This window comes from Streptomyces luteolus (assembly GCF_029968015.1).
In the GTDB taxonomy this organism is placed as follows: domain Bacteria; phylum Actinomycetota; class Actinomycetes; order Streptomycetales; family Streptomycetaceae; genus Streptomyces; species Streptomyces luteolus.
Window position 1 is genome coordinate 238,585 of the sequence record NZ_JASCIS010000004.1, and the last position, 21,332, is coordinate 259,916.

At 70.7% G+C, this 21,332-nt stretch carries 25 protein-coding genes and 1 riboswitch; of the genes, 11 read left to right on the forward strand and 14 right to left on the reverse strand.

Features of this window, described 5'->3' with window-relative positions:
- Nucleotides 1-12: 12 nt before the first annotated feature.
- Together arfB and QIT00_RS05775 are read right to left on the reverse strand one after the other, a co-directional pair.
- Entirely contained in the window at nt 13-441 is a 429-nt protein-coding gene (arfB, locus tag QIT00_RS05770; protein ID WP_282533990.1) for an alternative ribosome rescue aminoacyl-tRNA hydrolase ArfB, read from the reverse strand.
- 66 nt (nt 442-507) lie between these two features.
- Nucleotides 508-1,407: an SIS domain-containing protein gene (locus QIT00_RS05775; protein WP_282533991.1), complete on the reverse strand. Its 900-nt coding sequence runs from the start codon at nt 1,405-1,407 to the stop codon at nt 508-510.
- A 269-nt stretch (nt 1,408-1,676) separates the two neighbouring features.
- On the opposite strand from QIT00_RS05775, the gene QIT00_RS05780 reads away from it, so the two are divergent.
- The 3 genes from QIT00_RS05780 (at nt 1,677) to otsB (ending at nt 4,417) form a co-directional block, all read left to right on the forward strand.
- Nucleotides 1,677-2,933: an extracellular solute-binding protein gene (locus tag QIT00_RS05780; protein ID WP_282533992.1), complete on the forward strand. Its 1,257-nt coding sequence runs from the start codon at nt 1,677-1,679 to the stop codon at nt 2,931-2,933.
- Nucleotides 2,934-2,978: 45 nt separating this feature from the next.
- Entirely contained in the window at nt 2,979-3,233 is a 255-nt protein-coding gene (locus QIT00_RS05785; protein ID WP_282533993.1) for a DUF3263 domain-containing protein, read from the forward strand.
- A gap of 305 nt (nt 3,234-3,538) precedes the next feature.
- Nucleotides 3,539-4,417, forward strand: a complete 879-nt coding sequence (gene otsB, locus QIT00_RS05790; RefSeq protein WP_282533994.1) for a trehalose-phosphatase — start codon at nt 3,539-3,541, stop codon at nt 4,415-4,417.
- A gap of 167 nt (nt 4,418-4,584) precedes the next feature.
- On the opposite strand, the gene QIT00_RS05795 is transcribed toward otsB, so the two are convergent.
- Entirely contained in the window at nt 4,585-5,982 is a 1,398-nt protein-coding gene (locus QIT00_RS05795; RefSeq protein ID WP_282533995.1) for an alpha,alpha-trehalose-phosphate synthase (UDP-forming), read from the reverse strand.
- A gap of 50 nt (nt 5,983-6,032) precedes the next feature.
- Entirely contained in the window at nt 6,033-6,980 is a 948-nt protein-coding gene (locus QIT00_RS05800) for a glucosyl-3-phosphoglycerate synthase (RefSeq protein ID WP_282534039.1), read from the reverse strand.
- A 131-nt stretch (nt 6,981-7,111) separates the two neighbouring features.
- Nucleotides 7,112-7,259, forward strand: a riboswitch (SAM riboswitch).
- An 18-nt stretch (nt 7,260-7,277) separates the two neighbouring features.
- Between QIT00_RS05800 and thrC the strand changes: the two genes are divergently transcribed.
- The 4 genes from thrC to groL all read left to right on the forward strand — a co-directional run bounded on the left by thrC (nt 7,278) and on the right by groL (nt 11,502).
- Nucleotides 7,278-8,564: a threonine synthase gene (gene thrC, locus QIT00_RS05805; protein WP_282533996.1), complete on the forward strand. Its 1,287-nt coding sequence runs from the start codon at nt 7,278-7,280 to the stop codon at nt 8,562-8,564.
- 88 nt (nt 8,565-8,652) lie between these two features.
- The gene (locus QIT00_RS05810) at nt 8,653-8,931 is read left to right on the forward strand and encodes a MoaD/ThiS family protein (RefSeq protein WP_282533997.1); all 279 of its coding nucleotides are present in this window, start codon (nt 8,653-8,655) and stop codon (nt 8,929-8,931) included.
- A 433-nt stretch (nt 8,932-9,364) separates the two neighbouring features.
- Nucleotides 9,365-9,568 carry a cold-shock protein gene (locus QIT00_RS05815; protein ID WP_005315736.1) on the forward strand — a complete coding sequence of 68 codons (204 nt, stop codon included), beginning with the start codon at nt 9,365-9,367 and terminating at the stop codon, nt 9,566-9,568.
- Between the two features lie 311 nt (nt 9,569-9,879).
- On the forward strand, nt 9,880-11,502 hold the full coding sequence (gene groL, locus QIT00_RS05820; RefSeq protein WP_282514660.1) for a chaperonin GroEL: 1,623 nt from the start codon (nt 9,880-9,882) through the stop codon (nt 11,500-11,502).
- Nucleotides 11,503-11,593: 91 nt separating this feature from the next.
- Here the strand turns inward: groL and QIT00_RS05825 are convergent, their stop codons facing one another.
- The 8 genes from QIT00_RS05825 to QIT00_RS05860 all read right to left on the reverse strand — a co-directional run bounded on the left by QIT00_RS05825 (nt 11,594) and on the right by QIT00_RS05860 (nt 17,792).
- Nucleotides 11,594-11,854, reverse strand: a complete 261-nt coding sequence (locus QIT00_RS05825) for a Txe/YoeB family addiction module toxin (protein ID WP_282533998.1) — start codon at nt 11,852-11,854, stop codon at nt 11,594-11,596.
- Nucleotides 11,851-12,102, reverse strand: coding sequence for a type II toxin-antitoxin system Phd/YefM family antitoxin (locus tag QIT00_RS05830; protein WP_282533999.1), 252 nt, complete (start codon nt 12,100-12,102; stop codon nt 11,851-11,853). The genes QIT00_RS05825 and QIT00_RS05830 overlap by 4 nt, the downstream gene beginning before the upstream one ends.
- A gap of 95 nt (nt 12,103-12,197) precedes the next feature.
- On the reverse strand, nt 12,198-12,851 hold the full coding sequence (locus QIT00_RS05835; RefSeq protein ID WP_282534000.1) for a hypothetical protein: 654 nt from the start codon (nt 12,849-12,851) through the stop codon (nt 12,198-12,200).
- A gap of 47 nt (nt 12,852-12,898) precedes the next feature.
- Entirely contained in the window at nt 12,899-14,473 is a 1,575-nt protein-coding gene (locus QIT00_RS05840) for a PTS transporter subunit EIIC (RefSeq protein ID WP_282534001.1), read from the reverse strand.
- Between the two features lie 44 nt (nt 14,474-14,517).
- Nucleotides 14,518-15,498 carry an N-acetylmuramic acid 6-phosphate etherase gene (murQ, locus tag QIT00_RS05845; RefSeq protein ID WP_282534002.1) on the reverse strand — a complete coding sequence of 327 codons (981 nt, stop codon included), beginning with the start codon at nt 15,496-15,498 and terminating at the stop codon, nt 14,518-14,520.
- Nucleotides 15,499-15,560: 62 nt separating this feature from the next.
- Nucleotides 15,561-16,505 carry a MurR/RpiR family transcriptional regulator gene (locus QIT00_RS05850; protein WP_408909724.1) on the reverse strand — a complete coding sequence of 315 codons (945 nt, stop codon included), beginning with the start codon at nt 16,503-16,505 and terminating at the stop codon, nt 15,561-15,563.
- A gap of 82 nt (nt 16,506-16,587) precedes the next feature.
- Nucleotides 16,588-16,935, reverse strand: coding sequence for a hypothetical protein (locus tag QIT00_RS05855; protein WP_282534003.1), 348 nt, complete (start codon nt 16,933-16,935; stop codon nt 16,588-16,590).
- Nucleotides 16,932-17,792 (reverse strand): hypothetical protein, encoded by an 861-nt coding sequence (locus tag QIT00_RS05860; RefSeq protein WP_282534004.1) that lies wholly within the window; start codon nt 17,790-17,792, stop codon nt 16,932-16,934. The genes QIT00_RS05855 and QIT00_RS05860 overlap by 4 nt, the downstream gene beginning before the upstream one ends.
- 242 nt (nt 17,793-18,034) lie before the next feature.
- Here QIT00_RS05860 and QIT00_RS05865 point away from each other — a divergent pair, with 242 nt between their 5' ends.
- From QIT00_RS05865 to QIT00_RS05880, 4 genes are all read left to right on the forward strand, one after another.
- The gene (locus tag QIT00_RS05865; RefSeq protein ID WP_282534005.1) at nt 18,035-18,313 is read left to right on the forward strand and encodes a DUF1905 domain-containing protein; all 279 of its coding nucleotides are present in this window, start codon (nt 18,035-18,037) and stop codon (nt 18,311-18,313) included.
- Nucleotides 18,314-18,317: 4 nt separating this feature from the next.
- On the forward strand, nt 18,318-18,692 hold the full coding sequence (locus tag QIT00_RS05870) for a VOC family protein (protein WP_282534006.1): 375 nt from the start codon (nt 18,318-18,320) through the stop codon (nt 18,690-18,692).
- Nucleotides 18,693-18,764: 72 nt separating this feature from the next.
- Complete coding sequence (locus QIT00_RS05875; RefSeq protein WP_282534007.1) at nt 18,765-19,148, forward strand: hypothetical protein; 384 nt, start codon at nt 18,765-18,767, stop codon at nt 19,146-19,148.
- Nucleotides 19,145-19,417: a DUF4031 domain-containing protein gene (locus QIT00_RS05880; protein WP_282534008.1), complete on the forward strand. Its 273-nt coding sequence runs from the start codon at nt 19,145-19,147 to the stop codon at nt 19,415-19,417. Before QIT00_RS05875 ends, QIT00_RS05880 begins: the two co-directional genes overlap by 4 nt.
- Here the strand turns inward: QIT00_RS05880 and QIT00_RS05885 are convergent.
- Both QIT00_RS05885 and QIT00_RS05890 read right to left on the reverse strand, forming a co-directional pair.
- Nucleotides 19,368-20,654 (reverse strand): Cmx/CmrA family chloramphenicol efflux MFS transporter, encoded by a 1,287-nt coding sequence (locus tag QIT00_RS05885; RefSeq protein WP_282534041.1) that lies wholly within the window; start codon nt 20,652-20,654, stop codon nt 19,368-19,370. The genes QIT00_RS05880 and QIT00_RS05885 overlap by 50 nt on opposite strands.
- Before the next feature lie 181 nt (nt 20,655-20,835).
- Nucleotides 20,836-21,327 carry a GNAT family N-acetyltransferase gene (locus QIT00_RS05890; protein WP_282534009.1) on the reverse strand — a complete coding sequence of 164 codons (492 nt, stop codon included), beginning with the start codon at nt 21,325-21,327 and terminating at the stop codon, nt 20,836-20,838.
- Between the last annotated feature and the right edge of the window lie 5 nt (nt 21,328-21,332).

Below are 21,332 nucleotides of genomic sequence, written 5' to 3' on the forward strand. Positions count from 1 at the left end.
GGCCCCTACCCCCTACCCCCAGTCCCGCCCCGAGCGCCCCCGCTTCGTCTGGGAGCGGGCCTTCTTCTCGCGGAGGCGGCGTTCGTTGATGCCTCGGGGGATCTTCGTCGCGCGGCGGGGGCGCGGGGGTGGGGCCGTGGCCTCGGCGAGGAGGGACGTCAGGCGGGTCGCCGCCGTCTCGCGGTTGCGCCACTGGGAGCGGTGCTCCGAGGCGCGGACCGCGATCACCCCGTCGACCAGGCGCGGGGCCAGGCGTTCCAGGGCGCGGGACTTCCAGACCTCGGGGAGCGATTCCGTACGCGCCAGGTCGAACCTCAACTCCACCTGCGAGTCGGAGGTGTTGACGTGCTGGCCGCCGGGGCCGGAGGAGCGGGAGAAACGCCACAGGAGCTCGGCCTCCGGCAGGAGGACCGAGCCGCGGATGACGTAGGGCCCAGGCATGGACCCATCGTCGCGCGACCGGACCCTTCCCGTCACCTCGATTTAGCGGCGGAGCTCAGGCCAGGATCAGGCCAGGATCACGCTGCGCGTCAGGTTGCGCGGGCGGTCCGGGTCGTACCCCTTCGACTCCGCCAGGGCGACCGCCAGGCGCTGCGCGCGGATCAGATCGGCGAGCGGGTCCGTTCCCTGGCGGGCGACCAGGTGGCCGCCGACCCGGTCCACGTCACCGGCGAGCCCCTCCGGCAGGGTGCCGAACATCCACGCCACGCGGCCGGGGCCGGTGATGGAGATCGGGCCGTGGCGGTACTCCATCGCCGGGTACGCCTCCGTCCACGCGCCCGCCGCCTCGCGCATCTTCAGGCCCGCCTCCAGGGCGAGCCCGTACGTCCAGCCGCGGCCGAGGAACGTCCACTGCTCCGCGCCGAGCACCGCCTCCGGGAGGGGTTCCGTGACCGCGAGTTCCGCGTCCACCGAGGCCTCGGTGACCGACTTCACACCGAGCCCCGACAGGTCGCCGAGGCCCGCGCGCAGGAACGCGAGGGCGGTCGTGGCGAAGCGGGTCTGGACGACCGACTCCTCGTCCGCGAAGTCGAGGACCGCCACCGCGTCGGCCGCCGCCATGACCGGAGTCCTCGGGTCCGCGGTCAGGGCCGTGGTCGGCACCGAGCCCCGCAGCTCGCCGAGGAGTTCGAGGACCTCCGTCGTCGTACCGGAGCGGGTGATCGCCACGACCCGGTCGTACGCCCGGCCCACCGGGAACTCCGACGACGCGAAGGCGTCCGTCTCGCCCTGTCCGGCGGCCTCGCGCAGGGCGGCGTACGCGAGGGCCATGAACCAGGACGTGCCGCAGCCGGTGACGGCGACCCGCTCGCGCGGTCGCGGCAGCCCGTCGAAGGCGGCCGCGGCGTCGGCCGCTCGGCGCCAGCAGGCCGGCTGGGTGGCTATTTCTGCTGCGGTGCGTGACATGTGCGGTGGCTCCTCGACGAGCGTTCGGAACGGGCGTACGGAAACGGGCGTACGAAATCGGCGTAAGGAACGAGCGGACGGAACGGGCGGACGGAACGGGCGGACGGACGTACTCGGCAGAACGTCACGTGCATAGCAGCAGCTCGGGGCGGGCGGCAACGGTGCGCCCTCGTTGCCGAAGCGAGATCTGAGTGGTGTAGACCTTATGGGCGAACTGCGGGCAAACAAACGGGGCGGGCAAAGGTGGGGAAGCGGCTGTGCAGCGGCGCATGACAGGTCTGACGGCGGCGGTCGCCACACTCGGCATCACGGCGGGCCTCGCTGGATGTGGGGCGGAGAGCGGCTCCGACACCGTCACGCTGAAGATGGTCGCCGCCGATTACGGCGACAGTCCGGCCAACAGCACCCAGAAGTACTGGGACAAGGTCAGCGCCGACTTCGAGTCGAAGAACCCCGGCATCCGGGTCGACGTCGACGTCCGCTCCTGGAGCGAGGTCGACGCGCACGTCGCCGCGCTCGTCAAGAAGGGCGAGGCGCCCGACATCGCGCAGATCGGCGCGTACGCCGACTACGCCGCGCAGGGCAAGCTCTACAGCGCCGACGACCTGCTCTCCATCCCCGTACAGGCCGACTTCCTGCCCGCCCTCTCCGAGGCCGGCGAGCTGCGGCGGGTGCAGTACGGCATGCCCTTCGCGTCCTCGACCCGGCTGCTCTTCTACAACAAGGACCTCTTCGCGAAGGCCGGGGTCACCGGCACCCCGCAGAGCTGGACCGAGCTGGCCGCCGACGCGCGGAAGCTGAAGGCCGCGGGCGTGAAGTACCCGTTCGCCCTGCCGCTCGGCCGCGAGGAGGCCCCCGCCGAGACGCTGATGTGGCTGCTCAGCGGCGGCGACGGCTACACCGACAACGTCGGTACGTACACCCTCGACTCCGACCAGAACATCAAGACCTTCAAGTGGCTGCGCGACGACCTCGTCGGCAAGGGCCTCACCGGCCCGACCGCGCCCGGCGAGCTCGACCGGCAGGACGCCTTCGACGCGTTCTCGCGCGGCGAGGTCGGCATGCTCAACGGCCACCCGACGCTGATGAAGCAGGCCGAGAAGCAGGGCGTCGAGTACGGGATGGTCCCGCTGCCCGGCGTCAACGGCAAGGCCAAGGCCACCCTGGGCGTCGCCGACTGGATGATGGGCTTCAAGGAGAACGGCCACAAGGAGGAGATCGGCAAGTTCCTCGACTTCGTCTACGACGACGAGAATGTCCTGGACTTCTCCGAGCGGTACGACATCCTGCCCGTCACCTCGTCCGCCTCCGACGCGATGGCCGACGAACCGGAGTACAAGCACCTGCGGGAGTTCCTCGAGGAGCTGCCGGACTCGGAGTTGTACCCGGTGGGCAAGACGTCCTGGGCGCAGGTCAGCGCGTCCATCAAGAAGGAGATCGGCAAGGCCGTGCGGCCCGGGGGCGACCCGGCGGAGATTCTGCAGGAGCTGCAGAACGAGGCGGTCGCGGCGGAGTCGGCGGAGTAGGGGCTTGCGGGTGTTGTTGTCGGTGCGCGCGTCTACGGTTTTCTCATGACCCCCGACGAACCCCGCCCCTCCGAGGCTCAGCTGTCCGAGCGGGACAGGGCCGTGCTCGCGCTGGAGCGGCAGGGGTGGGCGTCGCCCGGTGTGAAGGAGCGCGCGATACGGGAGCGGCTCGGGATATCCCCGGCCCGCTACTACCAGCTCCTGAACGCCCTCCTCGACGACCCGCGCGCCCTCGCCCACGACCCGGTGACGATCAACCGCCTCCGCCGCGTCCGCGAGGCCCGCCGCGCCCGCCGCTGATTTTCCCCACCCCGCCCCTTCCCGAAGTCCTCAGCGGACAGCTCTGGGGGCGACGCCCCCAGCCCCCCATCCCGGGGCTGCCGCCCCTGGACCCCGCTTCGGGGGCCAGCCCCCGGACCCCCGCTCCTCAAACGCCGGAGGGGCTGGTTTTTAGGGGCGCGGGGAACTGCGCAAAGCCCAGCCACGACGGCGCGGCAGCCGAAAGACGAAGCCGGGGTCCGGGGCCGAGTCGGGGCCCGGGGCGGAGCCCCGGGAGCTGTCCGCAGGGCTTTCGGGAAGGGGCGGGGAGGGGAAAAATCAGCCCCATGCGCAGCCACCCGCACCCGCCCACCCCCGACAACGACATGCCGGTACCGGCAACCCCCGCCGGGCGGGAAGGGCTCGCCGCCCTCCGAGCCCACCCCGAACACGCCCTCGTCGCCCTCGACTTCGACGGCACCCTCGCCGAGATCGTCCCCGACCCCGAGCAGGCCAGAGCCCACCCCGACGCCGTGCCCGCCCTCGCCGCCCTCGCCCCCCGGCTCGCCTCCGTGGCCGTGGTGACGGGGCGGCCCGCCGGGGTCGCCGTGCGGCACGGCGGGTTCGCGGGCGTCGCGGGCCTTGAGCACCTCGTCGTACTCGGGCACTACGGCGCCGAACGCTGGGACGCGGTGACCGGCACCGTGCAGGCCCCGGACGTACACCCGGGCGTCGCCGGCGTGCGGGCCGAACTCTCCGGATTCCTCGACGAGTTGGGCCTGTGGCGCGGCACGTGGGTCGAGGAGAAGGGCCGTGCCGTCGCCGTGCACACCCGCCGTGCCGACGACCCGCACGCCACGTTCGACGCCCTCGGCGGCCCGCTCGCCGAACTCGCCGCCCGGCACGGCCTGATCACCGAGCCCGGCCGCTATGTGATCGAGCTGCGCCCGCCCGGCATGGACAAGGGCGTGGCCCTGGCGTCGTACGCGCGCGAGGTGGGCGCGGAGTCCGTCCTGTACGCGGGCGACGACCTGGGCGATCTCCCGGCGTACGCGGCCGTGGAGAAGCTGCGCTCGGACGGGGTGCCGGGGGTGCTCGTGTGCAGCGGCAGCGCGGAGGTCGCGGAGCTGGCGGAACGAGCGGACCTCGTCGTGGACGGCCCGGCGGGAGTGGTCCGGCTGCTGTCCCGGCTGGCCGAGGTGCTTGCGGCGGCTCGGCCGCAGTAGCGCCGCCTGCCGCGTGCGCGCCGGAGGGGCTGATTCATCAGCCCCTCCGGCGTTTGAGATGGGGGTCCCCCCTGCTCGAGCGAAGCCGAGAGCTTGGGGGAGGGGTCTGGGGCGGAGCCCCAGTTCGGGAAGGGGCGGGGAGGGGATGAAGCACGCGGCCCGAACCCTCAGCTCGACGCCTCCAGCGCGTCGAGCTGGTCAAGGAACCATCGCTCTGGCGGCAGCGCGGTCGCCGCCGCGGCGAGCCGTTCCGTGCGCCGGGTGCGCTCCTTCTCCGGCATCGTCAACCCCTCGTGCAGCGCGGCAGCAGTCCCCACCACGTCGTACGGATTGACCGCGAGCGCGTCCTCGCCGAGCTCCTCGAAGGCGCCCGCCTCGCGGGACAGCACGAGCGCGCAGCCCTCGTCCGAGACCACCGGGACCTCCTTCGCGACCAGGTTCATGCCGTCCCTGATCGGGTTGACGAGCGCCACGTCCGCGAGCCGGTACGCCGCGAGGGAGCGCGCGAAGTCGTCCTCCACGTGCAGGATCACCGGCGTCCAACCCGGCGTACCGAAACGGGAGTTGACCTCGTCCGCGACGCGCGCGACCTCCGCCGTGTAGTCGCGGTAGACGGCCAGGTCCTGCCGTGAGGGGTAGGCGAACGCGAGGTGCACGACGCGCTCACGCCACTCGGGGTGATCCTCCAGGAGGGTCTCGTACGCGCGCAGACCGCGCACGATGTTCTTGGAGAGCTCGGTGCGGTCGACCCGCACGACGGTCTTCCGCCCGGACCCCCCGATCTGCTCGCGGAGCGCCGCCGCCCGCTCGGCCACGTCGTCCCGGTGCGCCCGCTCGCGCAGGAACTCCGCGTCCGCGCCCAGGCCGTGCACGCCGATCCGGGTGGCGCCGACGCCGCCGACGACCGCGTCGCAGCAGGCCGTGAACGCGTCGGCCCAGCGGCGGGTCAGGAAGGCGAGCCGGTCCGCGCCGAGCAGTCCGCGAAGGAGCTGCTCGGCGATGTCGTCGGGCAGCATCCGGAAGTACTCGGGCGGGGCCCACGGCGTGTGCGAGAAGTGCCCGATCCGCAGGTCGTCGCGGAGCGCGCGGAGCATGCCGGGGACGAGGGCCAGGTGGTAGTCCTGCACGAGCACCGCCGCGCCGGGCGCGGCCTCGGCGGCGAGGGCCTCGGCGAAGGCCCGGTTGTAGCGCTCGTACGAGGCCCACTGGCGGCGGAACTCGCGGTCGAAGGAGGGTTCCAGGGGCGTCTGGTACAGCATGTGGTGCACGAACCAGAGCACCGAGTTGGCGATCCCGTTGTACGCGTCGGCGTGCACCTCGGCGTCGATGTCCAGCATCCGCACGCCGCGCTCGGAGACGCCGCGCCGCACCGCCACCCGGTCGCCGTCGCCGAGCGCCGCGCACACCCACAGGGCGCCGGCGTCGGGCCCGATCGCGGAGAGCCCGGAGACGAGCCCGCCGCCGCCGCGCCGTGCGTCGAGGGTGCCGTCCTGCCGTACGGAATACGTGACCGGGCCGCGGTTGGAGGCGACGAGGATCGGGGCGGCGGAGCGCTCGGCAGGCATGACGCGAACCTAGCCAGGCCCGGGAACCCTCAAACGTGACATCGCGCCACTCAGGCCACGCGGCGGTCCCGGTACTCCTCGATGTCCACCATCGGCGGCCGCTCCTCCGTGTCCACCGCGTGCGTACGCGGCTCGAAGCCCTGCTCGCCCCGCTCGAACTGGGTGAGCCGCGGCCGTACGAGATGCCCGCGGGCGAGCCTCAGCTGTGCCGTGCGGTAGATCGCCGCCGCCATCCGCCCGAGCGCCCGCCCGTCCTGATGGCGGTGGAGCCGCACTCCGACGTCGACCTGCGCGAGCGCGTCCAGGCCCACGGTGTGCAGCGAGTCCACGAGCAGGCCCAGCTCCACGCCGTACCCGACGGGAAACGGCAGCTGTTCCAGCAGCGAGCGCCTGGCCGCGTACTCGCCGCCCAACGGCTGGACGAATCCGGCCAGTTGGGGCCAGTGCAGATTGAGCAGCGGCCGCGCCACGAGTTCGGTGACCCGGCCCCCCTGACCTGTCGCCTCGCCCAGCGGCCGGTCGTACATCGCCTTCACGAACTGCAGCTCGGGGTCGGTGAGGAGCGGGCCGACGATCCCCGTGACGAAGTCCGCGGAGAACTCCCTGAGGTCGGCGTCCACAAAACACACCACGTCACCACTGGTCACCAGGAGCGAGCGCCACAGCACCTCGCCCTTGCCGGGCACGGCGGGCAGCCGCGGCAGGATCGCGTCCCGGTGCACCACCCGCGCCCCGGCGGCCGCCGCCACCTCGGACGTACGGTCGGTGGAGCCCGAGTCGACCACCACCAGCTCGTCGACGAGCGGCACCGCGTCCGTCATCAGCTCGCCGCGGATCACCGACACGATCGCGCCGACCGTGGCTTCCTCGTCCAGCGCGGGCAGCACCACGCTGACCGTCGTCCCCTGCCGGGCCTTCGCGGCCAAGAGCAGGTCGAGCGGGCGGTCCCCGACGGCCCAGGAGCGCCGTTCGAGCCAGCGCTCCACCTCTTCGAGCACGTCTGTTACTCCCTGGTTGTGATCCATCTCGCGGTTCGGACGACTATCTCAACAACGAGAGCCGTCGGTTACAGTCTTGAACAACGCGAACGACCACCGCATGCCGGGGTCGTCCCGCAACAACCGAATACCGCTCATCCAGAGGGGCAGAGGGATACGGCCCGTTGAAGCCCCGGCAACCCTCCAGCTGGTTACTTGCGCAACTGGGCGCGCGAGGCCCCGGCTAGGGAAGGTGCCAAATCCGTCTTGCGGCGAAGTGCGTCGCGAGGAAGATGAGGAGAAAGGGCCTCGCCTCTCATGGCTGTACAGACCGAAACCACCGCCACCACCACCGTGGACCTCGGCCCCGCCTCGGGCCTCTCCTGCCGCGAGTGCGGCGAGCGGTTCCCCCTCGGCCCGATCTTCGCCTGCGAGCTGTGTTTCGGGCCCCTCGAAGTGGCGTACGACCTGCCGGTCGGCGACCCGGAGGGGCTGCGCAAGCAGATCGAGGCAGGCCCGGACAACATCTGGCGGTACGCACCGCTGCTGCCCGTCCCGGCCGACGTGGCGACCAAGCCGAACCTCAACCCCGGCTGGACCAAGCTCGTCAAGGCCGACAACCTCGCGGCCGAACTCGGCGTCACCGGCGGCCTGTACATCAAGGACGACTCCGGCAACCCGACGCACTCCTTCAAGGACCGCGTCGTCGCCCAGGCCCTGGAGGCCGCCCGCGCCTTCGGCTTCACCACGCTCTCCTGCTCCTCCACGGGCAACCTCGCCGGCGCCGTCGGCGCCGCGGCCGCCCGTGCCGGCTTCCGCTCCTGCGTGTTCATCCCGCACGACCTGGAGCAGGGCAAGGTCGTCATGGCCGCGGTCTACGGCGGTGAGCTCGTCGGCATCGAGGGCAACTACGACGACGTCAACCGCTTCTGCTCCGAGCTCATCGGCGACCCGCTCGGCGAGGGCTGGGGCTTCGTCAACGTGAACCTGCGGCCGTACTACGGCGAGGGCTCCAAGACCCTCGCGTACGAGATCTGCGAGCAGCTCGGCTGGCAGCTGCCCGACCAGCTGGTCGTCCCGATCGCGTCCGGCTCCCAGCTCACGAAGATCGACAAGGGCCTGCAGGAGCTGATCAAGCTCGGCCTGGTCGAGGACAAGCCGTACAAGATCTTCGGCGCCCAGGCCGAGGGCTGCTCGCCGGTGTCGACCGCGTTCAAGGCCGGCCACGACGTCGTACGCCCGCAGAAGCCGAACACCATCGCCAAGTCCCTCGCGATCGGCAACCCGGCGGACGGCCCGTACGTCCTGGACATCGCCCGGCGCACCGGCGGCGCGGTGGAGGACGTGAACGACGAGCAGGTCGTCGACGCGATCAAGCTGCTTGCGCGGACCGAGGGGATCTTCGCGGAGACGGCGGGGGGTGTGACGGTGGGTGTGACCCGCAAGCTTCTGCAGGAGGGCCTGCTCGATCCGACGCTGACCACGGTGGTCCTCAACACGGGTGACGGTTTGAAGACCCTCGACGCCGTGGCACCCACGTCTCAGGCGACGGCGACCATCAAGCCCAGTCTTGACGCGTTCCGCGCCGCGGGGCTTGCGGGCTAGTTCCCCACCCCGCCCCTTCCCGAACTGGGGGCTCCGCCCCCAGACCCCCGCTCCTCAAACGCCGGAGGGGCTGAAATTGGAGACAGCTATGAGCGTCAACGTCCGCATCCCCACCATCCTGCGTACCTACACCGGTGGCCAGGCCGAGGTCGCCGCCGAGGGGGCGACCCTCTCCGAGGTCATCGCCGACCTGGAGAAGAACCACGCGGGCATCGCCGCGCGCGTCCTGGACGACCAGGGCAAGCTGCGCCGCTTCGTGAACGTGTACGTGAACGACGACGACGTCCGCTTCGAGCAGGGCCTGGAGACCGCCACCCCGGACGGCGCCGGCGTCTCGATCATACCGGCCGTCGCCGGCGGTTGCTGACCGAGCGTCCGACCGTATTACGCAAGAACGTTACAGAATTGCCCCCTCCGCAGAAGCGGAGGGGGCAATTCTGCAGGGTTGGCCGCGATAGAGTCGGGAATGCTGTTCCGCTTTTGAGCTCCGCGCATGCCGGACGCATATGAGAAGTCCTGGATTCGCCGACGACTTGTGGCCGAACAGCCCTCGCAATTCGTACGTTTTGCTCCCTTCGCCCGGTCCGACTTGTTCTGGAAACGGCGAATTCTCCCCGTTCAACCGATCAGCCGTGCCCGGATTTCTCGTCCGACTGACCTGTTGCAGACGGCAGTTGGGCAGATACATTCAGCGGCGGTCGACGCGTTCCGGCGCACACCCCCACCTGTCGGGGGGTGAGGTCTGACCCGGGTCCGCGAAGTGTGGATCTGTGCAAGGGCCAGTAATAGGGGAGTTAGGCATGGCTCAGGGCACCGTCAAGTGGTTCAACGCGGAGAAGGGGTACGGCTTCATCGCGGTCGACGGTGGTGCGGATGTTTTCGTCCACTACAGCGCGATTCAGATGGACGGCTACCGCACCCTTGAAGAAGGTCAGCGAGTGGAGTTCGAGATCTCGCAGGGCCAGAAGGGTCCGCAGGCGGACATGGTCAAGCTCGCCGTCTGATCCAGGCGCGATCGGCCACCGACGCACTCACGCCGAGGGGCCCGCATCCCGAAGAGGGATGCGGGCCCCTCGTGCGTGCGCGCGGGGCGCGCACGGGAGTTGCCGGATCCTGGGAGGCGCTTGCACTCGTAGGGGGCGAGTGCTAATCATTGGCGTTAGCACTCTGAAGGTGAGAGTGACAGATTTGGATCGGGTCGGTGAGGCTCGCAGGCCGGGTGGGGCAAGGAACCATCGGGCTCGCAGGCCGTCCGTCGCGGGCACCAGCACGGTCCGTTTGCGTTTCCACCCCCTGTCCGGGAGGACCACTTCACATGGCCAAGATCATCGCGTTCGACGAGGAGGCACGGCGCGGCCTCGAGCGCGGCATGAACCAGCTCGCCGACGCCGTCAAGGTGACCCTGGGCCCCAAGGGTCGCAACGTCGTCCTCGAGAAGAAGTGGGGCGCCCCCACGATCACCAACGATGGTGTGTCCATCGCCAAGGAGATCGAGCTCGAGGACCCGTACGAGAAGATCGGTGCCGAGCTGGTCAAGGAGGTCGCGAAGAAGACGGACGACGTCGCCGGTGACGGCACGACGACCGCGACCGTCCTGGCCCAGGCGCTCGTCAAGGAAGGCCTGCGCAACGTAGCCGCCGGCGCCAACCCGATGGCCCTCAAGCGTGGCATCGAGAAGGCCGTCGAGGCCGTCTCCGCCGCCCTGCTCGACCAGGCCAAGGAGGTCGAGACCAAGGAGCAGATCGCCTCCACCGCCTCCATCTCCGCCGCCGACGCCCAGATCGGCGAGCTCATCGCCGAGGCGATGGACAAGGTCGGCAAGGAAGGCGTCATCACCGTCGAGGAGTCCCAGACCTTCGGTCTGGAGCTGGAGCTCACCGAGGGTATGCGCTTCGACAAGGGCTACATCTCGGCGTACTTCGCCACCGACATGGAGCGTATGGAGGCCGTCCTCGACGACCCGTACATCCTCATCGCCAACTCGAAGATCGGCTCCGTCAAGGACCTGATCCCGCTCCTCGAGAAGGTCATGCAGTCCGGCAAGCCGCTGCTGATCATCGCCGAGGACGTCGAGGGCGAGGCCCTGTCGACCCTGGTCGTCAACAAGATCAAGGGCACCTTCAAGTCCGTCGCCGTCAAGGCCCCGGGCTTCGGTGACCGCCGCAAGGCGATGCTGAACGACATCGCGATCCTCACCGGCGGCGAGGTGATCTCCGAGGAGGTCGGCCTCAAGCTGGAGAACGCGACGATCGACCTGCTCGGCCGCGCCCGCAAGGTCGTCATCACCAAGGACGAGACCACCATCGTCGACGGTGCCGGTGACAGCGACCAGGTCAACGGCCGCGTGAACCAGATCCGCGCCGAGATCGAGCAGTCGGACTCCGACTACGACCGCGAGAAGCTCCAGGAGCGCCTCGCGAAGCTGGCCGGCGGCGTGGCCGTCATCAAGGCCGGTGCCGCGACCGAGGTCGAGCTCAAGGAGCGCAAGCACCGCATCGAGGACGCCGTGCGCAACGCCAAGGCGGCCGTCGAGGAGGGCATCGTCGCCGGCGGTGGCGTGGCCCTGCTGCAGGCCTCCGCGGTCTTCGAGAAGCTGGAGCTCGACGGTGACGAGGCGACCGGCGCCAACGCCGTGAAGCTCGCCCTGGAGGCCCCGCTCAAGCAGATCGCCGTCAACGGTGGCCTCGAGGGTGGCGTCGTCGTCGAGAAGGTGCGCAACCTGACCGTCGGCCACGGCCTGAACGCCGCGACCGGCGAGTACGTCGACATGATCGCCGAGGGCATCATCGACCCGGCGAAGGTGACGCGCTCTGCCCTGCAGAACGCCTCGTCCATCGCCGCGCTGTTCCTCACCACCGAGGCCGTCATCGCCGACAAGCCGGAGAAGGCCGCCGCGGCCGCTCCGGGCGGCATGCCGGGCGGTGACATGGACTTCTGATCGACCTCTGGTTGATCAACCTGTCCTGACCGAGGGCGGCACCTCCTTCTTGGGGGTGCCGCCCTCGGGCGTTGTTCGGGGAGGGGCGTGCTCAGCGCTCGTAGTGGTAGCGGCAGGCCGCGATGCGGACCTCGTCCTCGACCACTTTGTAGATGAGGCGGTGTTCCTGCGTGATACGGCGCGACCAGTAGCCGTGGAAGCCGTGTTTCAGGGGCTCCGGTTTGCCGATGCCCTCGTTGCCGTTGCGGGTGATGTCCTGGAGCAGTGCGTTGATCCGCTTGAGGACCTTGCGGTCCTCCGTCTGCCATCCGACGTAGTCGGCCCAGGCCTGCTCCTGCCAGACGAGTTTCAATCCAGCATCTCCCGAACAACGCCTTGGCCGTTCTCCAGGTCTTCGATCGCCTGCAGGATCCGACGCGCGTTCTCCGGGCTGCGGAGCAGGTAGGCCGTCTCCTTCAGGGACTCGTACTCGTCGAGTGCGACCATCACCACTGGCTCGTGGCCCGCGCGGGTCACGATCACCTCTTCACGGTCGTCGACCACTCTGTCGAGGGTCTCGGCGTACTTGGCTCTGGACTCTGTGTACGTCATGGTGCGCATCGTGGCCTCCCCGGAGATGGTGTACGTGATCCTGTACGTACAGGAAAGTGTACGTCGGCCACGGGCTTCCGGGAAGTGGCGTTGCGGCCATCCCGTCACGGGTGCCGCAGGAAGATCTCCCTCAGGTCGGCCAAGTGGGCCGAAGCCTCCTCCTCGTCCTCGTAATAGCCGTCCTCCGCGCGGTACTTGGCGAAGGCCTCGGGGGTGAAGTCGGGGGTGTCGAGGAGGTAGTCGGAGAGGCAGTAGTCGAAGCCGGACTCGACGAAGAGGTCGAGCTTCTCGCGTGCGCAGTGGGCGCGGGTGCCGTCCGCTATGTGCCACCGCTCGCCGTCGAACCAGAAGACGCCGCCCGCGTAGTGGATCGTGCCGCCGGAGCGCGGGTCGGTGAGGTTCAGGGACTCGTAGTTCTCCGGGCGGTCGAGGACCAGGCGGAGCAGATCCTCGGGGACGCCGTCGTACAGCGACCGCTGGAGGGCGTAGTCGTCCTCGGCGTAGAGGTTGAGGGGCGACTCGTGGTCGAAGGTGAGCAGCAGGGCGCGGCCGTCCGCGGTGAAGTACCACACCGCGGACTGGCCGCCGCTGTCGTTCCAGGCGAAGCGCTCCGCGCCGTCCACCGTCATCGGCCCGATCTCGGTGACCTCGGTGATGACGGCGGCGCGCCTGCGCACCTCGGAGAGGGGCAGGGCGCGCAGCGCCGTCCAGAGCGTCCCGTGCGTCCAGTGCGTCCCGTGCGTCGCGTCGTCGTTCATGGCCGCAGGCTATGCCCGGCCACTGACAACGCGATGGGAGACGGGCCCTAGACCCCCGCCGGCTCCTTGGGCCGACCGTCCGTGGCTGCGGCTGCGGCTGCGGCTGCGGCTGTGGCTGCCGCCGTCGCCGGTTCCGCTTCCGCTCCGGTCGTCGGGGATTCGTCCGCGGCCGTGTCCTCGGGGGCCGCGTTCAGGTCCACCAGCATCTGCTTGCTGAAGCCGAAGAAGTACGTGGCGAGGAAGCCGACCACGTAGCCGACCAGGAGGCCGCCCGCGTAGACCGCGATCGTGGCGCCCAGGCCCTTGTTGCCGTCGAGGAGGGGGAACAGGGCCCAGCCGGACGGGCCGATGGCCGTGGAGCCGACCTTGTCGCCGATCATGGAGAAGAAGCCGACGAACGCGCCGCCCGCCGCGCCGCCCACGCAGGCCGTGATGAACGGGCGGCCGAGGGGCAGCGAGACACCGTAGATCAGGGGCTCGCCGACGCCGAGGAAGCCTGCGGGGAGCGCGGACTTGATCGTCGTACGGATGGACGCGTTCCGCTTGAGGCGCTTGAAGACGGCGATCGCGCAGCCGACCTGGCCCGCGCCCGCCATCGCCAGGATCGGGAGCAGGACGGTGTAGCCCTGCTGCTCGATCAGCGTGGTGTGGATGGGGATCAGGGCCTGGTGCAGGCCCAGCATCACGAGGGGCAGGAACAGTCCGCCGAGGACCAGGCCCGCGAACGCGCCGGTGTTGTCGAGGAGCCAGTTGGCGCCCGTGCCGATCGCGGTGGACACCTCGCCCGCGACGAACATCAGGCCGAAGATCGTGACCAGGCCGGAGAGCAGCACCGTGAGGGTCGGGGTGACGAGGACGTCCACCGCCTCCGGGACCCACTTCCTGCACCACTTCTCGATGTACGTGGCGAGTACGGCGGCACCCAGGGCGCCCAGGACACCGCCCTGCCCCGGCGACAGCTTCTGCCCGAACGCCTCGATGTTCGCGACGCCCGGGAAGACGATGATCGCCGCGACCGCGCCGCCCAGGATCGGCGTACCGCCGAACTCCTTGGCCGTGTTGATGCCGACGAACACCGCGATCAGCGCCATGAAGCCGGAGGCGATCGCCGCGAGCGCCGGGGTCACGGACGGCAGCCAGCCGAGGTTGACCAGGAGGCCGTTGAGGCCCGCGATGATGCCGCAGCCGATCAGGGCCGGGATCAGCGGTACGAAGATGTTGGCGATCCGGCGCAGGAACAGCTTGACGGGGGTCTGGTTCCTGGCCTTCTGCGCGGCCTTCAACTCGGCGCCCCGCTCGGCCAGTTCATCGGCGGAAAGCGACGCCTGCGGGGCGGCGGGCGCGTCCGGCCGTGCCGCCCGCTCCTCCTCCACCAGGGCCTCGAACTCGGGCGTGACCCGGGCGACCTTTCCGGGGCCGAGCACGATCTGGTACGTCTCGTCCTCGACGACGCCCATCACGTCGGGCAGGGCCGCGAGGGCCTCGTCCTGGACGAGCGTGCGGTCGTGGAGCGTGAGCCGGAGCCGGGTCATGCAGTGCGCGACGGAATCGATGTTGGCTGCGCCGCCGACGAGGGGCAGGATCGCGGCGGCGGTGGCGCGGTTCTTGTTGTCGGTGCTCATGTACGGGCCTTGCTGTGCGGGGATACCGGGGGTGGTGCCGGGATTCAGGGGGCGGGGGAGGACGGCGTGGCGGGGGAGGACGGCGTGGCGGAGGCGGCGGTGAGGGCTGCCCGGAGGTGGCCCTTCGAGCCGGTCAGGAGGTCGTTCGCGGTGGCCGCGTCGACATCGGCGAGGATCATCAGGATCGCCGTCTTCACCTCGCCGTCGGCGGCGGCGAGCGCGGACTCGATGGCCGCGTCCGAGGCGTCCGTGGCGAGCGCGACGATACGGCGGGAGCGGGCCTGCAGCTTCTCGTTGGAGGCGCGCACGTCCACCATCAGGTTTCCGTACGTCTTGCCGAGCCGGATCATCGTGATCGTCGACAGCATGTTGAGGACGAGCTTCTGCGCCGTGCCCGCCTTCAACCGGGTGGAGCCGGTGAGGAGTTCGGGCCCGACGACGACCTCGACGCCGTGCTCGGCGGCCGCCGCGAGTGCGCTGTCCGCGTTGCAGGACAGGCCGACCGTCAGGGCCCCGGACGCGCGGGCGTGCTCGACGGCGCCGATCGCGTACGGCGTGCGGCCCGAGGCGGAGATGCCGACCACCGTGTCGTCGGCGGTCAGGCCCAGCTTCTCCAGGTCCTCGCGGGCGAGCTCCTTGGAGTCCTCGGCGCCCTCGACGGCGGTGACCATCGCGGACGGGCCGCCCGCGATCAGGCCGATCACCTCGTCCGGGTCGGTGTTGAAGGTGGGCGGGCACTCGCTGGCGTCGAGCACGCCGAGCCGTCCGGCGGTGCCGGCGCCCGCGTAGATCAGGCGGCCGCCGCGGGCCATGCGCTCGGCGGTGGCGTCGATGGCGGCGGCGATCTGCGGCAGCCGCTCGGCGACCGCCGTCGGGACGGAGGCGTCCTCGCCGTTCATCGTGCGGGCGATCTCCAGGGTGGACAGCCGGTCGATCTCGGCCAGCTCGGGCCGGAACGCCTCCGTGGTGAGCGTGGCGAGCTGGGCGCGCAGTTCGCCGTAGTTGTCGGGGGTGGTGGCAGTCATGGGTGCGGCGGCTCTCTCGTACGCGGCGGGTGGGGGGTTCGGAAGTCTTCTGGGGCCGGGGGTTATCTGCTGCGCGGGCTGTGGCGGTGCGCGAGCGCCTCGTAGGACGCGGCGAGCGCGGGCGCGGCCGTCTCGTACGTCCGCTGCGCCACGCCGACGAACAGGCAGTCCACGACGAGGAGTTGGGACGTACGCGAGGACATCGCGGCCGGGCGGAGTTCGCTCTCGCGGGCCGTGGACGTCGTCAGGACGTGGTCGGCGTACTGCGAGACCGGGCCGTCCGGGCGGCCGGTGATCGCGATCGTGGTGGCGCCGTGCTCGAAGGCGACGCGCAGCGGCTCGATGACGTCGCCGGTGGAGCCGGAGTGGGTGATCGCCACGGCGACGTCCTTGGAGCGGAGCAGCACCGCGTTGGTCACGGACAGGTGCGGGTCGCCCATGGCGTGCGCGAGGATGCCGATGCGGAGCAGCTTCTGCGCCAGGTCCTGGGCGACCAGGGCGGAGGCGCCGACGCCGTAGATGTCGATGCGGCGGGCGGCGGCGAGCGCGGAGACGGCGGCGCCGAGCTGCGCGGTGTCGAGCCCGGCGGCGGTGTCGGCGAGGGTCTGCTGCTCGTCGTACGCGAGCTTGGCGACGACGTCCGCGATCGGGTCGTCGACGGCGATGTCCGCGGTCACGGCCGGCGCGCGCCCCGACTGCTGCTGGGCGGCGAGGCCGGCGAGGGCGAGGCGCAGGTCGCGGTAGCCCGGGTACCCGAGGAGGCGGGCCGTGCGCACGACCGTGGCCTCGCTGGTGCCGGTGAGCTCGGCGAGCCCGGTGACCGTCAGGGCCGCGCAGCCGGCCGGGTCACCGGCGACGGCCTCGGCGACCCGCTGCATGGAACGGGTCATGGACGGCGCGAGCGTACGCACCTTCGCGGCGAGGGCGGCGGGCGCGGGCGGGGCACCGCCGTTCCCGCCGTTGCCGCCAGTGCCGCCGGTGAAAATTTCCTTCACGTCATTGCTCACGCTTGAAAGATATTTTCCGCCCCGGGTGCCGTCAAGGGTCCTAGGTCACACCGGGAGGCGGGACCTTCGCCCACGAGCGCGCTTATGGCTGGGCGCCGCCGTCGAAGATGTCCGAGGCGCTCTCGACGGTGCGGGACCGGGAGATCCACTCGCCCAGCACCTCGTCGTCACGGCAGCTCATGACGCGTTCTCGCAGACCGTCGGGCACGTCGAGGCCGCGCCTTCGGAAGATCACCTCCAGCGCCTCGGCGCACCCTTCGGCGTACCCCTCGGCATACGCCTCCGCGCACACCTCGAGGAAGTGCTCGACGTACCAGTCCGCGAGATAGCCTGTGAGGCCTTTCGCGTGAGCGAGTCTGAGGCCTTCTTCGCGGACCTGTTCTTCCGTGTAGCTGCCGAAGGGGCGGCTCGGAGTCGGCGGCCGGGTCACTCGTCTTCGAAGATGTCCGAGACCTGCTCCGCGGTGAGGGCGCGGTCCATCCAGGCGTCGAACAGGCTCTGGTCGTGGCAGCTGGTGATGCGCTCGCGTACGTCGTCTGAGACATCGAAGCCACGCCGTTCCAGGACTCGCAGCAGATACCTGGCCGCGGTCTCGTCCCGGATCTCTTCCGCGAGCCACGACGTGTAGAAGGAGAGGTCCACGGCCATCAGGTTCCTCCAAGTGTGCTTGGCCGGGCGGTTGCCCAGGCCCCGGGCGGTGAATTCGATGATCGGGTGTACGAGGTCCTCGGGGGCGTCCTTCAGCGCTGCGGACAGCGCCTTCAGTATCGCATCGACCCCCGGATCCGCGGCGTGCGCAATCGCCGCCAGGCTTGCCAGGACCAGGTCCGCGCGGGCCTCGTCCGGGTCGGTGATCTGCGGCATGTTGTGCGGCCCGGCGACAAGTGGCTGCAGGGTCAGGGTGGGTACCTGCGCCGGGCCGCAGGTCATCGGCCCGCGGGCCCACTTCGCGGTGCGCAGGTCCTGGCAGACGACCAGGAGTGCGGTGGGCAGGCGGTACTTCGTCCATAGATACGCCGCGTAGTACGCCCAGCTCGAAGCTTTCGCCGGGTCCTTCTTGCCCTGGGCCTCCACGGCGAGCAGGAAGGGGCCCTGGTCGGCGGTGTCCAGCCGGAGCAGGGTGTCGACGCGGCGCTCGACCGGGCTGTCCTCGGTGAGGTCGGTGGGGAGGGCGGTCGCTCCGACGGGTCTGGGGATGTCGGCCCCGAGGAAGTGGGAGACGCGGCTGAAGAGCCCGGGATCGTGCTGGAAGATCCGGTGCATTGCCTCGTGGGAGGAGGTGACCATGCGGTTCCGTTCGATGGTGGTGCGAAGGTGGAGCAAGGGCGTTCGAGTGGAGCGTAAGCGGGCCAACCGGCAGGAACGGAAGCCGAGTTGAGGAAGATCACTCATGGGGGTGGGGTCGCTTGACGAACACGCGGATGGCGTGGTGAGCGGCTGTTTTTCGCGGGGCTGCGATGAGTTTCGGCCGGTCGGGAGGTCCACCGAACGTAAGACCCCTTACGACCCCCGGTTGGAGGGCAGTACTCATGATCGACATCGACAGGGAATTCACCGCGACCCTGCAGAAGAGCCCGGAGGAAGGCGGCTGGACCTATGTCGTCTGGCCCGAGTCGGCCGAGTTCTTCGGTACGCGGGGGCTCGTCAAGGTTCGCGGCACGGTCGACGGGCACCCGTTCCGCAGCTCCTTCATGGCGCTCGGCGACGGTCGGCACAAGCTCCCCGTCAAGGCGGACGTGCGGAAGGCGATCGGCAAGGAAGAGGGCGACGAGGTCACCGTCAGGCTGCTGGAGCGGATCGAGGCGTAGCGCCATGGGAACGCGGAACAGCATGAAGGTGGGCATGTACTCGTTCGACTGCCGGGACGCCGCCGCTCTGGCCGAGTTCTGGGCCGGTGTGCTGATGCGGCCGGTCGACGCGGGGGCGACGGCGGCGTTCGCGACGATCGGGTTCGAGGGTGACGGGCCGACCTGGATGTTCCACCGGCCGGCCGGAGAGCTCCCCCTCGGCGACAACCGCCTGATGCTCGACCTCGGGGGCGAGAGCGACTGGGCGGAGCAGGCGGACCGGGTGGAGGCTCTGGGCGCGGCGAGAGTGAGCGACAACGAGCAGGACGGGGTCCGCTGGACCGTGTTCCGGGACCCCGAGGACAACACGTTCCGGATCTTCGCCCCGCGCCCGGAGTAGGACCGCAGCAGCGGGAGCGGTCCCCCGGAAACGGATCGACTTCCGTCGGGGCGGAGGGTCCACAATGGACGCATGAACGCCCCGGACCCGGACCCCACCAGTCACCTGGAGCAGGCCCTGCACGCGGCTCGCGCGCTCGTCCTGGCCGACCTCGTGGCGGGCGACGTGGCCGAGGCCGACGTCGTGTCGCTCGTCGAGGACGCCGTGACCCACCGCCGCTGGTGGGTCGGGCAGTGGCCGGAGGGCGTGGAGTTCGTCGCGGGCCTGATAGCCCAGGACGTCCAGGACGCGCTCCTGGACAAGTACGGCCGCTGGCCGCTGTGCGTCGTGTGCGGTACGGGAGAGCCGCACGCCCTTGACGTCGAGCCCGAGCTGGGCGCCGACCCGCACTGGGTGTGCGGCAAGGCGGGCGTGGTCGTCGCGGCCGTCGGCTCGCTCGGTTCGGTGGGCCGGTGACGGTCTACATCGACCCGCCCACCTGGCCGGGCCACGGCCGCATGTGGTCGCACATGGTCAGCGATGTGTCGTACGACGAGCTGCACGCCTTCGCCGAACAGGTGGGCTGCCCGCGCCGCGCCTTCGAGCGGGACCACTACGACGTACCGGCGCACCGGTACGCGGACGCGGTGCGTGCCGGTGCGGTCGAGGTGTCCAGCCGTGAGGTCGTACGACTGCTCACGCGGGCGGGGCTGCGGCGGAGGAAGCGGAGCGGGAGCGGTCGGTAGCCACGGCGGAGGGAGCGGAACGCTCACCAGCCACCGCGGAGGAAGCGGCCGAGGACGTGACGGCGGAGCCGCCCGTCGCGACGGTCACCGAACGGCCCTTCTGCAGGCGCAGCGCAAGCACCACCGCGGCCAGGCCGAGGACCGTCATCCCCGCGCCCGCCCACGCCGGTGACGTATAGCCGAAGCCCGCGTCGATGACGAGGCCGCCGAGCCAGGGCCCGCTGGTGTTGCCGAGGTTGAAAGCCGCCGTGGCGGTGGCCCCGGCGAGGGTCGGGGCGGCGCCCGCGACGTTGAACATCCGGGCGTTGAGCGCCGGCGCCGTGTAGAACGCCGAGAAGCCGACGAGGAAGGCCACCGCGACCGCCACGGCCGCGACGGACGCGAACAGGCCGAGCACGATCAGGAAGACCGACGAGGCGACGATGCCGCTGAACAGCACGCCGAAGAGGTGCGCGTCGGCGACCCGGCCGCCGATCATCGTGCCGACGAGCGCACCGATCCCGAACAGCGCGAGCACGGTGGGCACCCAGCCGGACGCGAGCCCGGACACGTCGGTGAGCAGCGGCGCGAGATAGCTGAACGCGCAGAACACACCACCGCCCGCGAGCGTGATCAGCACGATCTGCACCCACACCTGCGGGTCCCGGTAGATCACCAGCTCACGGCGGAGCTGCGGCTTCTGCTCCGGCACCGGGATGCGGGGGATCAGCGTGGCGACGCCGACGAGCGCGATCGCGGAGGCCGCGCCCACCGCCCAGAACGCCGAGCGCCAGCCGAAGTGCTCCCCGAGGAAGGCGCCCGCGGGCACACCGAGGACGTTGGCGATGGAGAGCCCGCCGATCATCACGGCCATCGCGCGCGCCCGGGCACCCTTGTCCACCATGGCGATGGCGACACCCGCGCCGACCGCCCAGAACCCGGCGCAGGCGAGGGCGCTCACCACCCGGGAGGCGAAGAGGATCTCGTACGTGGGGGCGAGCGCGCCCGCGACCTGGCCCAGGCCGAACACGGTGATCAGCGAGACCAGGGTGGTGCGCCGGGGCAGCCGCAGCGTGGCGGCGGCGAGCACGGGGGCCCCGATGACCATGCCGATCGCGAACGCGGATATCAGCAGGCCCGCGCTGGGAATGGACACGTCCATGTCGCGGGCGATCTCCGGGAGCAGCCCGGAGAGCATGAACTCGCTGGTGCCGAGCGCGAAGACGGCGAGGCCGAGCGTGTGCACGGCGATCGGCATACGGGTCTTGGAGCTCTTGGCGCTGTCGGGGGAGGGGGCGGGGGAACCGGTGTCGGTCACGGGGTCGGGCATATCCGTTGCGAACAGTGACCGGGCGGCGCGCATTCCCGTACGGACCCATGTCACTCCCGTACGGACGCACAACACTCCTGTACGGACGCACATCACTCCCGCTCGTACGTCAGCACTCCCGCTCGTACGTCAGCTCTTCGGGCTCGCGTGCGGTGAGCGTGAACCCGGCCCGTTCGAGGACGCGCCGGGAGGCCGTGTTATCCGGTGTGGTGCGGGCGAAGACCGCCGTCACGTCCGGCTTGCTGAGGGCCCAGGCGGTCAGGGCGCGCAGGGCGGCGGTCGCGTAACCGTGGCCGCGGGCGGCCGTCACCACGTCGTACCCGATCTCGACGCGGCCCTCGACGGGCGCGCTGTGGAAGCCCATCGCGCCGACCGCGCGTCCGTCGTCGGCGCGGGCGATGACGTAGATCCCCCAGCCCGGTACGTACGTACCCTCGCCCTCGGACTTGGCGACGAGGCTCGCGCCGATGCGGGTGCCGCCCTCGGGGCCGCCCTCGATCCAGTCGAAGCCGCCGGTCCCGCCGAGGGCGAGGTTGGCGGCGGCGGCCGGGGTGACGGGGAGCAGGGTGACGAGCGAGGGCGCGCTGGGGGAAGGGGTCATGCCCC